The organism is Exiguobacterium sp. N5 (genome assembly GCF_025842465.1).
Lineage (GTDB): Bacteria > Bacillota > Bacilli > Exiguobacteriales > Exiguobacteriaceae > Exiguobacterium > Exiguobacterium profundum.
In genome coordinates this window covers 35,298-53,607 of record NZ_JAPAEP010000006.1, presented here as the reverse complement: position 1 = coordinate 53,607, position 18,310 = coordinate 35,298, and the positions used below count along the sequence as shown (strand labels likewise).

The window sequence follows — 18,310 nt, the reverse complement described above, 5'->3', positions numbered from 1 at the left end:
GACACGTGGAGCTGAATGATACTAATCGGTCGAGGCTTTGATCTAGTCTAATGGTTTGTGTTGATGAATCCTCAGTTTTCAGGGAACAAACCCTAAAACAATATTGACATGCGTATGACGCGGTGTTAATATTCATTTTGTCTGGTGGCGATAGCGAGACGGCCACACCCGTTCCCATGCCGAACACGGAAGTTAAGCGTCTCAGCGCCGAAAGTAGTTGGGGGATCTCCCCCTGTGAGGATAGGACGTTGCCAGGCAACAACGCAGGACGACCGAGCATACGCTCGGTCGTTTTTTTGTTTTAGCGATGCTCTCGACATAGAGGCATCGCTTTTCGTTTGCCTTTTTTTAAATCAATGATAAAATATAGTCAAAAGTCAAAGATGGTCAGAGGGTGGTGGAGATGAGAAATATTTCGGATGTCATCGAACAGTATTTGAAGCAAGTCTTGAAGGAAAGTCAGGCAAACGCAATTGAAATCAAACGTCAAGATATCGCACAACGATTCGAATGTGTCCCATCCCAAATCAATTACGTCATCAACACACGTTTTACCGTCGAAAAAGGATATTTAGTAGAAAGTAAACGTGGCGGTGGCGGATATATTCGTATTCGACGCGTTATTTTACACGAAAAGCAAGATGTTCTCTCTAGTTTGATGGATATCATTCATGAACATCCACGTTTGAACGAACAGCTCGTTGAAAATGTGCTGATTCGATTGGTTGAAGAACAGATGATGCACGAACAAGAGGCGCAGTTGATCTATCATCTCTTATCAGATGAAGCATTGAACTTACAAGTTGACGATCGCTCCTATATTCGACGTCAGCAACTACTCGCGCTGATGAAAGTACTTCGTTATCGTAATGGAGGGTAAGTCGTATGCTATGCGAACGTTGTAAACAGCGACCGGCTGTCAATGAAGTCGTTGTCATGGAACAGGACGTACCCGTAAAAAAACGGCTATGTCGACAATGTACGGTAGAACTTATGACGGGCTATGTGCCGGTCGTAAAGCGCTGCCCAACCTGTCAGATGACGCGTCAAGATTTATTGCGTGTACGAAAAGCAGGATGTGCTATGTGTTATACCGTATTTCGTGATGAACTGATTAAAATCACACGTCAATATCAACAAGGACATGATCATCATATCGGTTCGGTCCCTGACCAGTTACGTACACCACATGAACGAATCGAAGAGCGGCTCGAAAAGTTGGCAGGGGAGTTGACCCGTGCTGTCGAACAAGAAGATTATGAACGAGCAGCACGCATTCAAAAAGAAATGAAGCAATTAGAAGGGCAAGGTGATGTCTAATGGAAACGTTCCTAACACATCCACTTGGTCCCAAAATGAAAGAGCGTGCCAAATTGGATGACCTGGTTGTCTCCACAAGAATCCGACTGGCACGTAACGTCAAAGACACTGTATTTTCGCCAGTCCTTTCTAAAGAAGGAGAACGTCAACTATGTGATCGTCTCGAAGGACGGTTACATGGGTTAAAGGGATTTGAATATCTTCATATGCGTGATTATGATGAAGTCACCCGACAGGCATTGATGGAAAAACATTTGATTAGTCCGGCCATTGCGACCAACGAAGAAAGTGCAGTCTTTTTAAGTGAAGATGAAACTATCAGTGTGTTGATTAACGAGGAAGATCATTTACGAATTCAGACCTTACTCCCAGGTTATCAAGTGAAAGAGGCGTTTGAATTAGCGACTCAAGTAGACGCACTGTGCGCGGAATCACTCTCATACGCCTTTGACGAACAGTTAGGCTACTTGACGACATGTCCAAGCAATATCGGAACAGGACTCCGGGCCTCGGTCATGTTACACTTACCGGGTCTCACGTTAACGGGTCGAATCAGCCCCATTTTGCGAGAGCTTCGAAAACTCGGCTATACGATTCGAGGTCGTTATGGAGAAGGCAGCGATGCGGCAGGACGGTTGTTCCAGCTGTCAAATCAGCGGACATTGGGCAGTCATGAATCACAGCTGTTAGCTGACTTTATGGAAGTGACAGAACAAGTGATTCAAGCAGAACGTCATGCGCGTGAAGAGCTCATCGCACATCGACAAGAAGAGTTAGAGGATCGGTTTTATCGGTCATATGGTATTTTACGATATGCCAAACTTCTTTCTTCTACCGAAGCCATTGAGCGGCTATCTGATTTACATTTAGCGAGTGACCTAGGAATTTTGTCTGATTGGAGTCCGCCGAAGTTTCATGAACTCATCGTTCGGTTACAATCAGGTTTTCTACAAAAACATTTCGGGAAAACATTATCTACGCAAGAACGGGATCGAGAACGAGCGACACTTGTTCGTCGGACGTTAGATCAAGGCTTAGTTTGATCCAACTATAAGGAGGTTATGTCAATGATGTTTGGACGATTTACAGAACGAGCACAACGCGTATTAGCTTTAGCACAAGAGGAAGCCGTACGTCTTGGCCATCATAATATTGGTACAGAACATATTTTATTAGGATTGGTTCGTGAAGGAGAAGGAATCGCGGCAAAAGCGCTCTTCGCCCTCGGATTGACCTCTGAAAAAATCCAACAAGAAGTAGAATCATTGATTGGACGTGGTTCAGAGAATGGATCGACAATTCATTACACACCGCGTGCGAAAAAGGTCATTGAGCTCTCGATGGATGAGGCTCGGAAATTGGGACACTCTTACGTCGGAACGGAACACATCCTTCTAGGATTGATTCGTGAAGGAGAAGGGGTCGCGGCACGCGTCCTCAATAACCTTGGAATCAGTTTGACGAAAGCACGCCAACAAGTGTTGCAACTTCTCGGGAACACGGAGTCATCTTCAAATGCTTCGCAACCTGGGGCGAGCGCCGCAACACCAACGCTTGACGGATTGGCACGCGATTTGACACAACAAGCGCGCGAGTCTCGTTTGGATCCGGTCATCGGACGCGCAGGCGAAATTCAACGTGTCATCGAAGTGTTGTCGCGTCGGACGAAGAACAACCCGGTTCTAATTGGGGAACCAGGAGTCGGGAAAACAGCGGTCGTCGAAGGTCTCGCTCAGCAAATCATCAACAACGAGGTACCTGAAACGCTTCGCAACAAACGCGTCATGGTACTCGACATGGGTACACTCGTCGCAGGTACAAAATATCGTGGTGAGTTCGAAGATCGCTTGAAAAAAGTGATGGACGAAATTCGTCAAGCTGGTAACGTTATTCTCTTCATCGACGAGTTGCACACATTGATTGGTGCGGGCGGTGCAGAAGGTGCAATCGATGCGTCGAACATCCTCAAGCCGTCATTGGCTCGTGGTGAACTTCAATGTATCGGGGCGACTACACTTGATGAATACCGGAAGTACATCGAAAAAGATGCAGCGCTTGAGCGCCGCTTCCAACCGATTCAAGTGAACGAACCGACGACAGAAGAAGCTGAACAAATCCTACTCGGGTTACGCGATCGCTATGAAGCACACCACCGTGTGACGATTACAGATACGGCGATTCACGAGGCGGTCGTCCTTTCAGACCGTTACATCTCCGATCGTTTCTTGCCGGATAAGGCAATCGACCTCGTCGACGAGGCGGCATCAAAAGTACGACTTCGCTCATTCACGGCACCACCGAATTTGAAAGAGTTGGAATCCCGTCTCGAATCGATTCGTAAAGAGAAAGACTCTGCCGTACAAAGCCAAGAGTTTGAAAAAGCAGCTTCCCTTCGCGATACGGAACAGAAGTTACGCGATGAGTTAGAAGAGTTGAAAGCAGAATGGCAGAACAAGCAAGGTAACGAAAAACTTGAAGTGACGAAAGAAGATATCGCTCAAGTTGTTGCGAACTGGACAGGTGTACCGGTCACGAAGATTGCCGAAGAAGAGACAGACCGTCTCCTCAAACTCGAATCGATTCTTCACAACCGTGTCATCGGTCAAGACGATGCGGTGAAATCAATTTCCCGTGCGATCCGTCGCGCCCGGGCCGGATTGAAAGATCCGAAACGTCCAATCGGGTCATTCATCTTCCTCGGACCGACCGGAGTCGGGAAAACAGAGCTCGCCCGTGCAGTTGCCGAAGCGATGTTTGGCGATGAAGATGCCATCATTCGAATCGACATGTCCGAGTACATGGAAAAACATGCGACGAGCCGTCTCGTAGGTTCGCCTCCTGGTTATGTTGGTTACGAAGAAGGCGGTCAATTGACTGAAAAAGTGCGTCGGAAACCTTACTCGGTTATCCTACTCGATGAAATCGAAAAAGCGCACCCAGAAGTATTCAACATCTTGCTTCAAGTGTTAGACGACGGTCGCTTGACGGATTCGAAAGGTCGCACAGTCGACTTCCGAAACACAGTCATCATCATGACGTCTAACGTCGGAGCCGCAGCGCTTCAACGAAACAAATATGTAGGATTCACAGTGGAAGATGATGTGAAACGTGAATATACGGAAATGAAGGACAAAGTACTCGAGGAATTGAAGAAAGCGTTCCGACCTGAGTTCTTGAACCGGATTGATGAAATCACGGTATTCCATTCACTTCAAAAAGAGCACATTCAAGAAATCATCAAACTTATGGCAGAGACACTTAAGAAACGTCTCGCCGAACAAGGTGTTGATTTCAGCTTGACGGATGCGGCACTCGATAAAATTGCCGATGTCGGCTACGATCCGGAATACGGGGCTCGTCCTCTCCGTCGTGCCCTTCAACGGGAAGTGGAGGACCGCCTCTCAGAAGCAATGCTCGGCGGCACAATCGCTAGAGGCAGTAAAGTTGCGCTCGACGTACAAGATGGAGAGTTCGTCGTTCGTAACGAAGGTGTAGTTCAGTAAAACATTCAGCTCCCTCGTCGTTTAGAGGGAGCTTTTTTTAGACAGGAAGGGAACTTATGGCCAAAATTAAAACGAAATACGTCTGCCAATCGTGCGGATATGAATCAGCCAAGTGGATGGGGCGTTGTCCGGGTTGTAATGAATGGAATACGCTCGTCGAAGAGTTTGTAGAAGAGAAGAAAGCCAAACGTGGAGCGGCCTTTGTGCATAGTTCATCGCGACAATTGAAACCGGAACGCTTAGCGAACGTCGTCTCACAAGAAGAGACGCGCGTGCATACGAATAGTCGTGAATTTGACCGTGTCCTCGGCGGTGGGATTGTCCCAGGTTCACTCGTTTTGGTCGGCGGGGACCCGGGAATCGGGAAGTCGACCATTCTGTTACAGGTTAGCGCTCACTTAGCCCATAGTGGTAAAAAGGTGTTATACATCTCGGGGGAGGAATCTCTCAAACAGACAAAACTTCGTGCGGAACGCCTTGGTTTACCGACCGATGACTTGTTCGTGCTCGCTGAGACGGACATGTTGATGATCGAACGGGTTATTGATGAGGAGCAACCTGGATTTGTCATCATTGACTCGATTCAAACGGTATATATGGATGAGATTCAATCGGCGCCAGGGAGCGTGTCACAAGTTCGAGAATGTACGGCCGCCCTCATGAAAATTGCGAAAACGCGAGGGATTGCGGTCTTCATCGTCGGTCACGTGACGAAGCAAGGGTCGATTGCCGGCCCGCGCTTACTTGAACATATGGTCGATGCGGTACTTTATTTTGAAGGGGAGCGTCATCATACGTTCCGTATTTTACGGGCGGTGAAAAACCGTTTTGGATCGACGAACGAGATTGGCATTTTCGAGATGAAAGAGAGTGGACTAGAGGAAGTGCTTAATCCATCTGAAATATTCTTGGAGGAACGCACGGCTGGCGTATCGGGTTCGACCGTTGTCGCCTCGATGGAAGGTACGCGGACGGTACTCGTGGAACTCCAAGCACTCATCTCTCCGACATCGTTCGGGAACCCGAGACGTATGGCCACGGGCATTGATCAAAACCGAGTCGCGCTGCTCATGGCCGTGCTCGAAAAACGTTCCGGTCTCTTGCTTCAGACGCAGGATGCGTACTTGAAAGCAGCCGGTGGCGTCAAACTGGATGAACCGGCGATTGACCTTGCGATTTGTATCTCGATTGCCTCGAGTTTCCGCGATCGTCCGACTCGTCCGACGGATGTCTGCATCGGTGAGGTCGGATTGACTGGGGAAGTGCGACGGGTTTCCCGAATCGAGCAACGTGTCGCCGAGGCGGCAAAACTAGGTTTTACACGGGCTATCATCCCGAAAAATAACATGGGGGGATGGACCGCTCCGGCAGGGATTGAAGTCGTCGGGGTCGGAACAGTGGACGAAGCACTCCAGTTGGCGATTCCGTTCTAACGGGTCGCCACTGGCAGTTTTTAACGCTTTGTAACGAACGTGATTGAAAAAATCATGTTACAATGAAAGTGTTATTTTTTGAAATTTTATTTCATATAGAAGGAGGTGGAATGAGTGAAGATTGCTGTACGAATCGGATTTATTTTGATTGGACTCGTCGTGGGTTGGTTCGGAATCATCGAAGCGACGCTTTTATTAGCAGACCTTGGCATGAATGTGCCGGAGTGGTTAACGATTCCATACGTAGCAAGTTTGATTGGTGGACTTATCTTCTTCATTCTTAGTTTATTCTTAACAGATGGTGTTGTTGCATTTATTCGTTTTGTCGAAGAACGGCTCGTCCGTTTACCGGTAGGGGATATCTTATTCGGTTCGATCGGTCTCATCATCGGGCTCTTGATTGCCTTTTTGATTAGTGTATCGCTTGAAGTCACGAATATTTTCTTACTGAGTAAAATCGTCCCGATTTTTGTCACGGCCCTGTTTGGTTACTTTGGTTTCGCGGTCGGCTATCGGAAGCGTAACGAATGGATCAAACTATTTGTGAAGAGCGAACGGGAAAAGCCTGCGGCTGAACCGGTCCAACGCTCTAATGATAAGATTTTAGACACGAGCGTCATCATCGATGGTCGAATCGCGGATATTGCGACGACTGGATTCGTGGAAGGAACATTGATTGTGCCCCAGTTCGTCATCGGCGAACTGCAATACATCGCCGACTCCTCGGATACGTTGAAGCGGAATCGTGGACGTCGTGGACTGGACATCTTGAAGGAACTACAAGAGAACAAGCGCATCCAGGTTGAAATCTATGATGGAGACTTCGAAGACGTACCGGAAGTCGACATCAAATTGATTAAACTAGCTGAACTGAAAAACGGGATTGTTGTTACGAATGACTACAACTTAAATAAAGTGTGTGAGGTACGAAATGTACCGGTCTTGAACATCAATGATTTGGCGAACGCCGTCAAACAGATTGTCATTCCTGGTGAAGAGATGGTCGTGACAGTTATTAAAGAAGGAAAAGAGCAGAATCAAGGGGTTGCTTACCTTGAGGATGGGACAATGGTTGTCGTGGAGGGCGGACGTAAATTGATTTCGAAGACGCTTCCTGTCGTTGTGACGAGTGTCTTACAAACGTCTGCAGGCCGTATGATTTTTGCCCGTCCAGAATAACGGATCAAAAAGAGACGCGAGAGCGCTCTCTTTTTTCACGAAGAGAGGTATTAACATGGTAGCTTATACAGTTGTCATCCCGGCTGCGGGAAGAGGGAAGCGGATGGGTGCGGATGCGAATAAGTTGATGCTGACGCTCCGTGACAAACCGATTATTGCTTGGACGTTACAGGCGTTCGATACCGATCCGTGGTGCGAACGAATGGTGTTAGCCATCCGGCCAGAAGAACGTGACTGGTTCGAGGCGATGACGTCACAGATGAATACGCCGGTTACATACGTAGCAGGAGGGGAAGAACGACAACAGAGTGTCCATGCAGGACTGAAGGTTGTTGCACCCGATACGATTGTGATGATTCATGACGGTGCGCGTCCGTTTGTAAAACGTGAACAGTTGCATCAAGTGGCTGAAGCGGCACTGCAAGGTGGTGCCATCTTGGCGGTACCCGTTAAAGATACGGTCAAACAAGTTCAACGTCATCACATCGAACGCACCGTTCCCCGTGAAAACTTATGGTTGGCACAAACGCCGCAAGCCTTTCAGGCGAAAGCGATTTTGGCGGCACATGAACGAGCGGTCGAACAACAGGTGATGGGAACGGATGATGCCAGTTTGTTTGAGTGGCTCGGCGAATCGGTACAAGTGGTCCTTGGGGACTATCACAACATCAAAATGACGACGCCCGAAGATTTATTGTTCGGCGACGCGATTTTAGCGAAGGAGGAATTACAATGAGAATTGGTCAAGGCTTTGATGTACACGCATTTGCAGAAGGACGTCCGTTAATCTTAGGGGGAATCGAAATCCCACATGAGCGTGGACTTCTCGGTCATTCTGATGCGGACGTGTTACTCCATACCATTGCGGATGCGGCACTTGGAGCAATTGCGGCAGGTGATATCGGGAAACACTTCCCGGATACGGATCCGGAATTTAAAGATGCAGATTCGAAAGTATTGCTTCGTCACGTCTGGCAGCTCGTGAAAGATCAAGGCTACGTTCTCGGAAATGTAGATGCGACGGTCATGGCTCAACGTCCGAAACTTCGTCCTTACATTGATGAGATGCGCGCGGTCATTGCCGAACTTCTTGAGGCGGACATCGAGCAGGTGAACGTGAAAGCGACGACGACGGAGAAACTGGGGTTCACGGGACGCGAAGAAGGGATTGCGGCGCAAGCGGTCATCTTACTCAACCGGGCTTGACAGAAATGGTATACTATTTGGGCAGAAGAGAAGAAAGGTGGAACTATTATGAGTGAAGTGCGTGTACGCTATGCGCCTAGTCCGACGGGGCATCTCCATATCGGAAATGCGCGGACGGCGTTGTTTAACTACTTATTTGCTCGCCATGCTGGCGGAAAAATGATTCTTCGGATTGAAGACACTGACCAGAAACGGAATGTGTTGAACGGTGTCGAGAGTCAGATGAAATACTTGGAATGGCTCGGCATCGACTGGGATGAAGGTCCAGGGCGTGACGGAGACTACGGTCCGTATTACCAAATGGAGCGTCTTGCGATTTATGAGAAATACGTCAATGAGTTGATGAGCAAAGGCCTTGCTTATAAATGCTACATGACCTCGGAGGAGCTTGAAGCAGAGCGTGAAGCACAAATCGCACGTGGGGAGGCACCACGTTACTCGGGTGCGCACCGTAACCTCACTGTTGAAGAACGTGAAGCGTTTGAAGCGGAAGGGCGTAAACCGTCTATTCGGATTCGTGTGCCGGAAGGCGTGACGTATAAATGGACAGATGTCGTCAAAGGAGACGTCTCGTTTGAATCGAAAGATTTCGGTGACTGGGTCATCGTGAAACAGGACGGCATTCCAACGTACAACTTCGCAGTTGTCGTGGACGACCATTTGATGAAGATCAGTCACGTGTTGCGTGGGGACGACCATATCGCGAACACACCAAAACAGATGATGGTCTATGACGCACTTGGTTGGGACTATCCTGAATTCGGTCACATGACGCTCATCTACAACGACCAACATAAAAAGTTATCAAAACGGGACGAATCGATCATTCAGTTCATCGAACAATATGCGGATCTCGGCTACTTGCCAGCAGCGCTCTTCAACTTCATTTCGCTCCTTGGCTGGTCACCTGTCGGGGAAGAAGAAATCTTCTCGAAAGAAGAGTTCATTGAAATGTTTGATGCGAAACGTTTGTCGAAGAGTCCGGCAGTTTTTGACCAACAAAAACTTTCTTGGATCAACAGTGTATACATGAAGAAGGCCACGCTTGACGAAGTGGTGGCACTCAGTTTACCATTCTTACAAGAAGCAGGACGATTACCCGAGGCGGTATCTATTGAGGAAGCGGATTGGGCGACAAACTTGATTGCATTGTATAAAGAACAAATGACGCACGGAGCAGAAATCGTCGCGTTGACAGACTTGTTCTTCAAAGATGAAATCGAGTATGACGAGGAAGCGAACGCTGTCCTTTCAGGTGAAACGGTACCTGCTGTTCTTGCAGAGTTCAAACAGCAGCTCGAAGCAATCGAAGACTTCACTCCGGAAGCGATTAAAGCGGCGACAAAAGCGACGCAAAAAGCTACCGGTCAAAAAGGGAAAAACTTGTTCATGCCAATCCGTGTCGCGACGACAGGACAAACACATGGACCAGAACTCCCGAACGCCATTTCGTTAATCGGAAAAGAGCGTGTGTTGAAGCGTCTGACAACTCTATTAGCGTAATAAAGGCATTGATGAGGAAAGTAAGCGGTACGACACGTTGCAGAGACTAGAACCTAGGCTGGGAGTTCTAGATGTGTCCCCCGAAGAAGTGCACCTCTGAGCCGTCTCGGCGATATGTAGTCGAGACCGTGACTCGGCGTTAACGAGACTTGAGAGGGGAACGCATTTTCCCAAACAGAGTGGAACCGCGCTTACGGCGTCTCTGTGCCTTGGCACAGGGGCGTCTTTGTTTTTGTATAAGAAAAGGAGATATCGATTATGGGATTTTGGAGCAGTGTCCGCGAAGACTTGCGGACTGTCCTGGAACTAGACCCTGCCGCTCGTTCGAAAGTAGAAGTGGCACTGACTTACCCAGGCCTTCACGCCATATGGGCACATCGCATCGCGCACGGATTATGGAAACGTAACATGAAACTGGTGGCCAAATTATTAGCCCAATTCAGTCGTTGGTTGACCGGGATTGAAATTCATCCGGGGGCGGTGCTTGGGGACCGCGTGTTCATCGATCACGGTTTCGGTGTCGTCATCGGTGAGACGGCGATTATCGGGAATGACGTCACTATCTATCAAGGCGTCACCCTGGGTGGAACGGGGAAAGAGAAAGGGAAGCGTCACCCGACAATCGGGAGTGACGTGCTTATTTCAGCGGGGGCGAAAGTACTTGGTAACATCACGGTCGGCGATTGCGTCAAAATCGGAGCGAGCTCGGTCGTATTGAACGATGTGCCGTCTGATTCGACCGTGGTCGGAATTCCAGGTCGTGTCGTCATCCGAAACGGTAAGCGTGTGAAGCAACATGATCTAGATCATCGTTTCCCAGATCCGGACCGCGAATGCCAAGAACGCTTAGAAGCGGCAGTGGATGAACTACAACAAAAATTAGCAACGCTTGAAAAGCGGATGGAGGAGAAGACACATGATTCAGCTGTACAACAGTCTCACGAATAAAAAAGAACCGTTTGTCCCGATTGTTCCGGGTAAAGTATCGATGTACGTATGCGGTCCGACCGTTTACAACTACATTCATGTCGGAAACGCCCGTCCGGCGATCGCCTTCGATACGGTTCGTCGCTACTTGACGTATCGTGGGTACGAGGTCAAATACGTCTTGAACTTCACAGACGTGGATGACAAGATCATTCGTACGGCGAATGAATTAGGAGAAGACACGGAGACGCTGACGAATCGCTATATCGAGGCGTATTTAGCAGATACAGGGGCACTTAACGTTCAACCGGCAGACGTGCATCCCCGTGTTACCGATACGATGGTAGAAATCATCGAATTCATTCGTCAATTAGAGACGGAAGGGTTCGCTTATGAATCAGAAGGAGACGTGTATTTCCGGACGAAGAAGTTTGAGACTTACGGAAAATTGAGTCAGCAATCGATTGAAGATTTGCGGGCCGGGTCACGTGTCGATGTCGGGGAGAAGAAAGAAGACCCGCTCGACTTCGTCTTATGGAAAGCGGCTAAACCGGATGAACCGTCATGGGATAGTCCGTGGGGCAAAGGACGTCCGGGCTGGCATATCGAATGCTCGGCGATGGCGAAAAAACATCTCGGGACAACAATTGATATTCACGCGGGCGGGCATGATTTGAAATTCCCACACCACGAGAACGAGATTGCTCAGTCAGAAGCTTGCAACCATGCGAAGTTCGCCAACTATTGGTTGCATAACGGCTTCATTAACATTGAAAATGAGAAGATGTCTAAGTCGCTCGGAAACTTCCTCCTCGTCCATGAGGCGTTGAAAGAAGTCGACCCGATGGTCCTGCGCTTCTTCATGTTGTCTGTGCATTATCGTCATCCGATCAACTATAGCCGAGAATTGATTGAACAAGCGGCGAACGGCTGGAGCCGAATCAAGGAAGCTTACCAAAATATTGAATATCGCTTGTCGGTAACAGCTGGACTTGGAGAGGCGAGCGAGTCGATGGAACGGAAGCTTGAATCCATCAAGGCGTCTTTCATCGAATCAATGGATGATGATATCAATACGGCCAACGCCGTGACCGTCCTCTTTGACTTGGCACGGGAAGCGAACATTTATGCGAAGGCCGATCATGTGGCAAAAGCGACGCTAGAACAGGTCCTGTCGCTATTTGATGAATTGACGGGTGTCCTCGGCTTGACGTTGGCAGAAGAAAAAGAACTATTGGATGCCGAGATCGACCAATTGATTCAAGAACGGAACGACGCACGGGCGGCACGTAATTTTGCCCGGGCTGACGAGATTCGTGATTTACTAAAAGAACAAAACATCCAACTCGAAGACACGGCCCAAGGGGTTCGGTGGAAGCGGTTATGATGCAACCGAAACAAATGAATGCCCTTGCGCTCGCCTACATGGGAGACGTGGTATACGAAATGGCTATACGGAGACGCCTGCTCGAGAAAGGATTGACGCGCCCGAATGACTTGCACCGGGGCGCGGTCCGCTACGTCAATGCACGGGCGCAGGCGAGCGTCGTGACATTTTGGTTAGAGACGGATGCGTTGACGGAAGAGGAACAGGCTGTCGTCAGACGTGGAAAGAATGCGAAATCAGGATCGGTTCCGAAACGGGTCGATGTGCACACGTATCGTTATTCCACGGCGTTTGAGGCACTGATTGGGTATATCTATTTGACAGAAAGAAGGGATCGTCTTGAAGAACTCATCAAACAAGCGTTCGAACGACTCGAAGCCGAGTCGACCGAAACGACATGACGGAAATCGGGGAGCGGAGAAACGAACGTTTGACCGCCCTCGTGGGGAACGACCAGATCGCACGCGTCGCCAAAAGGCAGAACGCCCTGACTATAAGGAAGTCGATGTGATGGAGGAAGGGATTGACTTCCTTTACGGTCGTAACCCGGTACTCGAGGCACTGCGAAGTGGTCGTGATATGAATAAAGTATTCATTATGGAAGGTCAGCAAAAGGGACCACTCGCTCAAATCATCGCGATGGCGAACGAAGCATCGGTCCAAGTGTCATTCGTCCCAAAAACGAAACTTGAGAAGATGGCTGGCAGTGAACATCACCAAGGAGTCGTTGCGGCGGTTGCGGCTTATGAATACAAAACAGTCGAAGACATGTTCGCTCTCGCAGCTTCGAAAGAGGAGACACCGCTCTTCATTTTGCTAGATGAGCTCGAAGACCCGCACAATCTCGGTTCGATTCTACGGACCGCCGATGCCGTTGGCGCACATGGAATCATCATTCCGAAACGTCGCTCGGTCGGTTTGACTCAAACGGTTGCCAAAGCCTCGACCGGGGCCATTGAGCATATTCCGGTGGCGCGTGTGACGAACTTGACACGGACACTTGAAGAGTTGAAGGAAAAAGGATTGTGGGTTGTCGGGACCGATGCGAAAGAAAGTCAGGACTATCGTCGATTGGATGGAAATATGCCACTTGTTGTGGTCATTGGAAGTGAGGGCAAGGGGATGAGCCGACTCGTGCGCGAATCGTGCGACTTCCTTGTTCATTTACCGATGGTCGGTCATGTCACGTCACTCAATGCATCTGTTGCAGCGGCGCTCCTCCTGTATGAGGTGCATCGCTCACGTCATCCATTGGCATGAGTATCCTGAAGCGCGAGCTCCTTCTTGTCGACGGATATAATATCATCGGCGCGTGGCCTCACTTGAGAAGTCTCCGCGATGTAGATTTTGAACAAGCACGCAATCTGTTGATTGAGGCGATGGCAGAATATCAGGCTGCGTCCGGCAAAGAGGTCACCATCGTGTTTGACGCCCACATGCGCTATGGTCGTGAATCCAAAGAGAAGCGGAGTCGGGTCGACGTTGTCTATACGAAAGAAAATGAGACAGCGGACGAATGGATTGAGCGGCGTGCCCATGAATTAGTGGATGACCGGCTCATTACATTATTCGTTGCGACGAACGATTTCACGGAGCAGTGGGTCATCTTTGGTCAAGGCGCATTGCGCGTTCCGGCAACCGAACTGTTGAAAGATTGGAAGCATGCGAAAACACTGATTGAGCAACAGCGCGTGTCGCTAGAGAAAGAACAAGCAAATCGGAAGACGATTGATATTCCACCACATATTCAAGCAAAGTTTGAAGAAATGCGACGTCGCAAATCAAAAGGTGATTGAAATCACGGACGAGTTCATGAAATGGACTCGTCTTTGTTTCGATTTTGACATTTTTTTGCAAAGGAATGTTGTATACTATTACATATATGAGTTACACAGTATTTAATTGACGGAATTTTTAGAAATTTGTTTGACGCATAGGAGTAGGGAGCCCTATAATGGGACACAACCTTACATAGTTCAGGATCAATCGCCGGGGGGTAACGAGCATGAACGGATGGCCGTACGAACAGTTTGAAAAAATGTCAGACGAAGAGTTGGTCTTATTGGCGCGCAACGAAGGGGATAGCGACGCGCTCGAGTTTTTGATTGAACGATACCGGTATTTTGTGCGGGCGAAGGCACGTTCATACTTTTTGATTGGTGCAGATCATGAGGACATCGTCCAAGAGGGGATGATCGGCCTTTATAAAGGTGTGCGTGATTATAAAGACGAGCGACTTGCGTCATTCAAAAGCTTTGCCGAGATGTGCATTACCCGCCAGATGATCACGGCAATCAAGACGGCGACACGCCAAAAACATATTCCGCTCAATTCATATGTGTCACTCGATAAACCAATTTTTGATGAAGAGTCTGACCGGACGTTGCTCGATGTCATCTTGCCACCACATCCGACTGACCCACAAGAATTAATCGTGACACAGGAAGAACAGTCGTTCATGGAAGCGAAGATGGATGAGATCTTGAGTGACCTCGAACGGAAAGTCTTGCGTCTTTATTTAGACGGGCGTTCTTATCAAGAGATTTCAGATGACCTCGATCGTCATGTCAAATCGATCGATAATGCGTTACAGCGCGTGAAGAAGAAATTCGAGCGTCATGTCGACGTCCGGATGCTCACGAGCTAACCGATTATTGACCGCGTGCCTCCTATGTGATACTTTAAAAGCAGCGCCTTGTCCGTAGACGCCATTTACAGGAGGCGTTTTTTTTTCGCTCTTTTTTAAGAGAGAGTAGTCGAAAGGGGCGCTTATGAATGGCAAAGAAAGTAAGTCTCGCTTGCTCAGAATGCGGGTCTCGAGAGTACTCGACGACAAAAAAAGATGGCGTGTCGACACGGCTTGAAATGAAGAAGTTTTGTCGCCGCTGTAACGCGCATACGCTGCATCGGGAATCAAAGTAACGTAGATTGGCATTCAATGTAGGAGGAAGCTACCATGAACTTTTTGCGCGACGTATGGAAAGAGTTGAAGAAAACGAGTTGGCCGACTCGTAAAGAACTCACGAAATATACCATTACTGTCATCGCGACTGTTGTCGTGATTGGCCTGTTCGTGTTCGGCGTAGATACTGGGGTCAGTTATCTCGTCAATTTATTGATTAACTAAGGAAGAGGTGAAAGCCGTGGAGAAACAATGGTTTGTTGTCCAGACGTACTCAGGTTTTGAGAATAACGTCAAAGAAAACCTAGAACGTCGAATCGGTTCGATGAACATGGAAGATAAAATTTTCCGCGTCCTCGTCCCGACTGAAACGACGCAAGAAGAAGTCACATTGAAGAGTGGCGAGAAGAAAATCAAAGAACGTGAAGTCAAAAGTTTCCCGGGCTATGTGTTCGTAGAGATGGTCATGACTGACGATTCATGGTATGTTGTCCGCAACACGCCAAACGTCACCGGCTTCCTCGGTTCAACGGGTGGTGGGGCAAAACCAATCCCACTCCAACCGGACGAAGTGACAAACGTCTTGTCACAAATGGGACTCATCGAGAAGAAAGATCGTTACAACTATGAACTCGGTGACCTTGTCCGCGTGAAAGAAGGCGCATTTGAGAACTTTGAAGGAACAATCGACGAGATTGAAGCCGACAAAGAGAAGCTCAAAGTCGTGGTCGACATGTTCGGTCGTGAAACAAAAATTGAGCTTGATTTCGAACAAGTTCAGAAAATTAACTAAACCCACTTGCTAATCCGTAAAACGGATGGTACAATCGAAAATGTTTGATGTTGTGCTTTATTTCGGTACAAACTCGACCTAATAGATTGAGTGGGAGGGCGCACAACGTCCAAGAAACCACATTTTAGACTTAAGGAGGTGTGTCTCGTGGCGAAAAAAGTTTCTAAACTCGTTAAACTTCAAATCCCAGCTGGTAAAGCAAACCCAGCTCCACCAGTAGGTCCAGCACTTGGTCAAGCAGGTGTTAACATCATGGGATTCTGTAAAGAGTTCAACGCTCGTACACAAGACCAAGCCGGATTGATTATTCCTGTAGTCATCACGGTATACGAAGATCGTTCGTTTACATTCATTACGAAAACTCCACCAGCTGCAGTTCTCTTGAAGAAAGCTGCTGGTATCGAGAGTGGTTCTGGTGAACCAAACCGTAAGAAAGTAGCAACGGTTAAGCGTGACAAAGTTCGCGAAATCGCTGAACTTAAAATGCCTGACCTTAACGCATCATCTGTAGAAACAGCGATGCTTATGGTTGAAGGTACTGCACGTAGTATGGGTATTGTAATCGAAGACTAATTGCTAGTCTCTGGGGTTGTCGGTGAATACTGCTCACCTTCAATCCCTTCATTATGTGGGAGGAAATTCCGCTAACCACAAGGAGGAAAAGATCATGGGTAAAAAACACCAAGAAGCAGCTAAGCTTGTTGACCGCACGAAGTCATACGACCTCGCTGAAGCTGTCGAGCTCGTTCAAAAAACAGCTACTGCTAAATTCGATGAAACAATCGAAGTTGCTGTCCGTCTCGGCGTAGATCCGAAGAAAGCAGACCAACAAATCCGTGGTGCCGTTGTACTTCCACACGGTACTGGTAAAACACAAAAAGTTCTCGTCTTCGCAAAAGGTGAGAAAGTGAAAGAAGCGGAAGCTGCTGGAGCAGACTACGTTGGCGACGCTGAGTACATCAACAAAATCCAACAAGGATGGTTCGACTTCGATGTAATCGTTGCGACACCTGACATGATGGGTGAGGTTGGTAAACTTGGTCGTGTTCTCGGACCTAAAGGCCTCATGCCTAACCCGAAAACAGGAACAGTTACTTTCGACGTAGAAAAAGCAATCGCGGATATCAAAGCTGGTAAAGTTGAATACCGTGTTGATAAAGCTGGTAACATCCACGTTCCAGTTGGTAAGAAATCATTTGAAGCATCTAAACTCTCTGAGAACATCGAGACAATTCTCGAAACACTCATGAAAGTGAAGCCTGCTACTGCAAAAGGAACTTACCTTAAAAACATCTCGCTTTCATCTACAATGGGTCCTGGGATCCGTGTAGCGACTGCAGATTTCCTTAAGTAATCTTGTTGAAATAAATTGTTGACAACGTGTGACACCGCTGATAAAGTAATACACGTTCAACCGAATATGTTGGATTACCGTAGACAGAAGGTGGACATCGGTCCGTAAACCCTTCCGAGGTGTCTTTGCTCGAACTTGAGCCTGTTGTCACAGGTTTACTTTCAAACAATTACGCCCTCGTATGTCTTCATACGAGGGATTTCTTTTGGAGAGCAGCCTCTCGTCCGGTATAAGAATTGACTAGGAGGTGCAAACACATGGCAAACGAAAAAATCGTAGCTCAGAAATCGGCACTCGTCGATGAAATCGCTGAGAAAATGCAAGCGAGCGTTGGAACAGTTGTTGTTGACTACCGTGGACTTACAGTTGAAGAAGTGACTACACTCCGTAAATCACTCCGTGACGCTGGAATCGAGTTCAAAGTTTACAAGAACGGTCTTCTTCGCCGCGCAGCTACTCAGTCGAACTTCGAAGGTCTTGACGAAGTCTTCACTGGTCCTACAGCAATCGCCTTCTCTAAAGAAGACGTTATTGCTCCAGCGAAGATCTTGAACGACTTCTCGAAAGAGCACAAAGCGCTCGAACTTAAAGGCGGAATCATCGAAGGTAAAGTTTCTTCACTCGAAGAAATCAAAGCCCTTGCAGAACTTCCATCACGCGATGGTCTTCTCTCGATGCTTCTCAGCGTACTTCAAGCTCCAATCCGTGGGCTCGCAGTCGCAACAAATGCAATCGCAGAACAAAAAGAAGAGCAATCAGCTTAATTTTTGTCGCGTAGCGTAACTCAAAAAAACTTTTTCACA

At 48.1% G+C, this 18,310-nt stretch carries 21 protein-coding genes, 1 rRNA gene and 2 other annotated features; all 22 genes read left to right on the top strand.

Going from position 1 to position 18,310, the window contains the following annotated elements; genetic code table 11:
- The first annotated feature begins 140 nt into the window (after window positions 1-140).
- A 5S ribosomal RNA gene (rrf, locus tag OKS35_RS14930) occupies window positions 141-257 on the top strand.
- Window positions 258-403: 146 nt separating this feature from the next.
- On the top strand, window positions 404-880 hold the full coding sequence (locus OKS35_RS14925; RefSeq protein ID WP_074035340.1) for a CtsR family transcriptional regulator: 477 nt from the start codon (window positions 404-406) through the stop codon (window positions 878-880).
- Window positions 881-885: 5 nt separating this feature from the next.
- Window positions 886-1,320 (top strand): UvrB/UvrC motif-containing protein, encoded by a 435-nt coding sequence (locus tag OKS35_RS14920; RefSeq protein WP_074035342.1) that lies wholly within the window; start codon window positions 886-888, stop codon window positions 1,318-1,320.
- A complete protein-coding gene (locus OKS35_RS14915) occupies window positions 1,320-2,363 on the top strand; it encodes a protein arginine kinase (protein ID WP_159563159.1) in 1,044 nt (347 codons plus the stop codon). The genes OKS35_RS14920 and OKS35_RS14915 overlap by 1 nt, the downstream gene beginning before the upstream one ends.
- A 24-nt stretch (window positions 2,364-2,387) precedes the next feature.
- Complete coding sequence (locus OKS35_RS14910; protein ID WP_012727705.1) at window positions 2,388-4,823, top strand: ATP-dependent Clp protease ATP-binding subunit; 2,436 nt, start codon at window positions 2,388-2,390, stop codon at window positions 4,821-4,823.
- 56 nt (window positions 4,824-4,879) lie between these two features.
- Window positions 4,880-6,256 carry a DNA repair protein RadA gene (gene radA / locus OKS35_RS14905; RefSeq protein ID WP_012727704.1) on the top strand — a complete coding sequence of 459 codons (1,377 nt, stop codon included), beginning with the start codon at window positions 4,880-4,882 and terminating at the stop codon, window positions 6,254-6,256.
- A 114-nt stretch (window positions 6,257-6,370) separates the two neighbouring features.
- Window positions 6,371-7,435 (top strand): PIN/TRAM domain-containing protein, encoded by a 1,065-nt coding sequence (locus tag OKS35_RS14900; RefSeq protein ID WP_012727703.1) that lies wholly within the window; start codon window positions 6,371-6,373, stop codon window positions 7,433-7,435.
- Between the two features lie 55 nt (window positions 7,436-7,490).
- On the top strand, window positions 7,491-8,171 hold the full coding sequence (gene ispD / locus OKS35_RS14895) for a 2-C-methyl-D-erythritol 4-phosphate cytidylyltransferase (protein ID WP_264093393.1): 681 nt from the start codon (window positions 7,491-7,493) through the stop codon (window positions 8,169-8,171).
- Window positions 8,168-8,641, top strand: coding sequence for a 2-C-methyl-D-erythritol 2,4-cyclodiphosphate synthase (gene ispF, locus OKS35_RS14890; protein ID WP_012727701.1), 474 nt, complete (start codon window positions 8,168-8,170; stop codon window positions 8,639-8,641). The genes ispD and ispF overlap by 4 nt, the downstream gene beginning before the upstream one ends.
- A 45-nt stretch (window positions 8,642-8,686) precedes the next feature.
- Complete coding sequence (gltX, locus tag OKS35_RS14885) at window positions 8,687-10,144, top strand: glutamate--tRNA ligase (protein WP_201302271.1); 1,458 nt, start codon at window positions 8,687-8,689, stop codon at window positions 10,142-10,144.
- Window positions 10,144-10,351, top strand: a binding site (T-box leader). Its footprint overlaps the gene before it by 1 nt.
- 51 nt (window positions 10,352-10,402) lie before the next feature.
- Window positions 10,403-11,092 carry a serine O-acetyltransferase gene (gene cysE, locus OKS35_RS14880; RefSeq protein WP_074035352.1) on the top strand — a complete coding sequence of 230 codons (690 nt, stop codon included), beginning with the start codon at window positions 10,403-10,405 and terminating at the stop codon, window positions 11,090-11,092.
- Window positions 11,061-12,458: a cysteine--tRNA ligase gene (gene cysS, locus OKS35_RS14875; RefSeq protein WP_074035353.1), complete on the top strand. Its 1,398-nt coding sequence runs from the start codon at window positions 11,061-11,063 to the stop codon at window positions 12,456-12,458. The genes cysE and cysS overlap by 32 nt, the downstream gene beginning before the upstream one ends.
- Window positions 12,455-12,859: a Mini-ribonuclease 3 gene (locus OKS35_RS14870; RefSeq protein ID WP_264093392.1), complete on the top strand. Its 405-nt coding sequence runs from the start codon at window positions 12,455-12,457 to the stop codon at window positions 12,857-12,859. Before cysS ends, OKS35_RS14870 begins: the two co-directional genes overlap by 4 nt.
- 109 nt (window positions 12,860-12,968) lie before the next feature.
- On the top strand, window positions 12,969-13,718 hold the full coding sequence (gene rlmB, locus OKS35_RS14865; RefSeq protein ID WP_031421850.1) for a 23S rRNA (guanosine(2251)-2'-O)-methyltransferase RlmB: 750 nt from the start codon (window positions 12,969-12,971) through the stop codon (window positions 13,716-13,718).
- Window positions 13,715-14,254: an NYN domain-containing protein gene (locus OKS35_RS14860; RefSeq protein ID WP_159563155.1), complete on the top strand. Its 540-nt coding sequence runs from the start codon at window positions 13,715-13,717 to the stop codon at window positions 14,252-14,254. Before rlmB ends, OKS35_RS14860 begins: the two co-directional genes overlap by 4 nt.
- 209 nt (window positions 14,255-14,463) lie before the next feature.
- Window positions 14,464-15,105 (top strand): RNA polymerase sporulation sigma factor SigH, encoded by a 642-nt coding sequence (gene sigH, locus OKS35_RS14855; protein ID WP_012727694.1) that lies wholly within the window; start codon window positions 14,464-14,466, stop codon window positions 15,103-15,105.
- Window positions 15,106-15,233: 128 nt separating this feature from the next.
- Window positions 15,234-15,380, top strand: coding sequence for a 50S ribosomal protein L33 (gene rpmG / locus OKS35_RS14850; protein ID WP_012727693.1), 147 nt, complete (start codon window positions 15,234-15,236; stop codon window positions 15,378-15,380).
- Between the two features lie 34 nt (window positions 15,381-15,414).
- Window positions 15,415-15,585, top strand: coding sequence for a preprotein translocase subunit SecE (gene secE / locus OKS35_RS14845; protein ID WP_012727692.1), 171 nt, complete (start codon window positions 15,415-15,417; stop codon window positions 15,583-15,585).
- Between the two features lie 16 nt (window positions 15,586-15,601).
- Window positions 15,602-16,153, top strand: a complete 552-nt coding sequence (gene nusG, locus OKS35_RS14840) for a transcription termination/antitermination protein NusG (RefSeq protein ID WP_012727691.1) — start codon at window positions 15,602-15,604, stop codon at window positions 16,151-16,153.
- A gap of 147 nt (window positions 16,154-16,300) precedes the next feature.
- Window positions 16,301-16,726 (top strand): 50S ribosomal protein L11, encoded by a 426-nt coding sequence (rplK, locus tag OKS35_RS14835; protein ID WP_012727690.1) that lies wholly within the window; start codon window positions 16,301-16,303, stop codon window positions 16,724-16,726.
- A 94-nt stretch (window positions 16,727-16,820) separates the two neighbouring features.
- Complete coding sequence (gene rplA / locus OKS35_RS14830; protein ID WP_012727689.1) at window positions 16,821-17,507, top strand: 50S ribosomal protein L1; 687 nt, start codon at window positions 16,821-16,823, stop codon at window positions 17,505-17,507.
- A gap of 59 nt (window positions 17,508-17,566) precedes the next feature.
- Window positions 17,567-17,720: a sequence feature (ribosomal protein L10 leader region), on the top strand.
- A 44-nt stretch (window positions 17,721-17,764) separates the two neighbouring features.
- A complete protein-coding gene (gene rplJ / locus OKS35_RS14825; protein ID WP_012727688.1) occupies window positions 17,765-18,271 on the top strand; it encodes a 50S ribosomal protein L10 in 507 nt (168 codons plus the stop codon).
- Window positions 18,272-18,310: the final 39 nt, after the last annotated feature.

Bases quoted from the DNA above. Each gene is read 5' to 3' on its own strand.
- OKS35_RS14870 (WP_264093392.1), top strand. From the start codon at position 12,455: ATGATGCAACCGAAACAAATGAATGCCCTTGCGCTCGCCTACATGGGA.
- rlmB (WP_031421850.1), top strand. From the start codon at position 12,969: ATGGAGGAAGGGATTGACTTCCTTTACGGTCGTAACCCGGTACTCGAG.
- radA (WP_012727704.1), top strand. From the start codon at position 4,880: ATGGCCAAAATTAAAACGAAATACGTCTGCCAATCGTGCGGATATGAA.
- OKS35_RS14920 (WP_074035342.1), top strand. From the start codon at position 886: ATGCTATGCGAACGTTGTAAACAGCGACCGGCTGTCAATGAAGTCGTT.
- rplJ (WP_012727688.1), top strand. From the start codon at position 17,765: ATGGCAAACGAAAAAATCGTAGCTCAGAAATCGGCACTCGTCGATGAA.
- secE (WP_012727692.1), top strand. From the start codon at position 15,415: ATGAACTTTTTGCGCGACGTATGGAAAGAGTTGAAGAAAACGAGTTGG.
- OKS35_RS14925 (WP_074035340.1), top strand. From the start codon at position 404: ATGAGAAATATTTCGGATGTCATCGAACAGTATTTGAAGCAAGTCTTG.
- rpmG (WP_012727693.1), top strand. From the start codon at position 15,234: ATGGCAAAGAAAGTAAGTCTCGCTTGCTCAGAATGCGGGTCTCGAGAG.
- ispF (WP_012727701.1), top strand. From the start codon at position 8,168: ATGAGAATTGGTCAAGGCTTTGATGTACACGCATTTGCAGAAGGACGT.
- cysS (WP_074035353.1), top strand. From the start codon at position 11,061: ATGATTCAGCTGTACAACAGTCTCACGAATAAAAAAGAACCGTTTGTC.
- OKS35_RS14915 (WP_159563159.1), top strand. From the start codon at position 1,320: ATGGAAACGTTCCTAACACATCCACTTGGTCCCAAAATGAAAGAGCGT.
- ispD (WP_264093393.1), top strand. From the start codon at position 7,491: ATGGTAGCTTATACAGTTGTCATCCCGGCTGCGGGAAGAGGGAAGCGG.
- OKS35_RS14910 (WP_012727705.1), top strand. From the start codon at position 2,388: ATGATGTTTGGACGATTTACAGAACGAGCACAACGCGTATTAGCTTTA.
- cysE (WP_074035352.1), top strand. From the start codon at position 10,403: ATGGGATTTTGGAGCAGTGTCCGCGAAGACTTGCGGACTGTCCTGGAA.
- OKS35_RS14860 (WP_159563155.1), top strand. From the start codon at position 13,715: ATGAGTATCCTGAAGCGCGAGCTCCTTCTTGTCGACGGATATAATATC.
- rplA (WP_012727689.1), top strand. From the start codon at position 16,821: ATGGGTAAAAAACACCAAGAAGCAGCTAAGCTTGTTGACCGCACGAAG.
- sigH (WP_012727694.1), top strand. From the start codon at position 14,464: ATGAACGGATGGCCGTACGAACAGTTTGAAAAAATGTCAGACGAAGAG.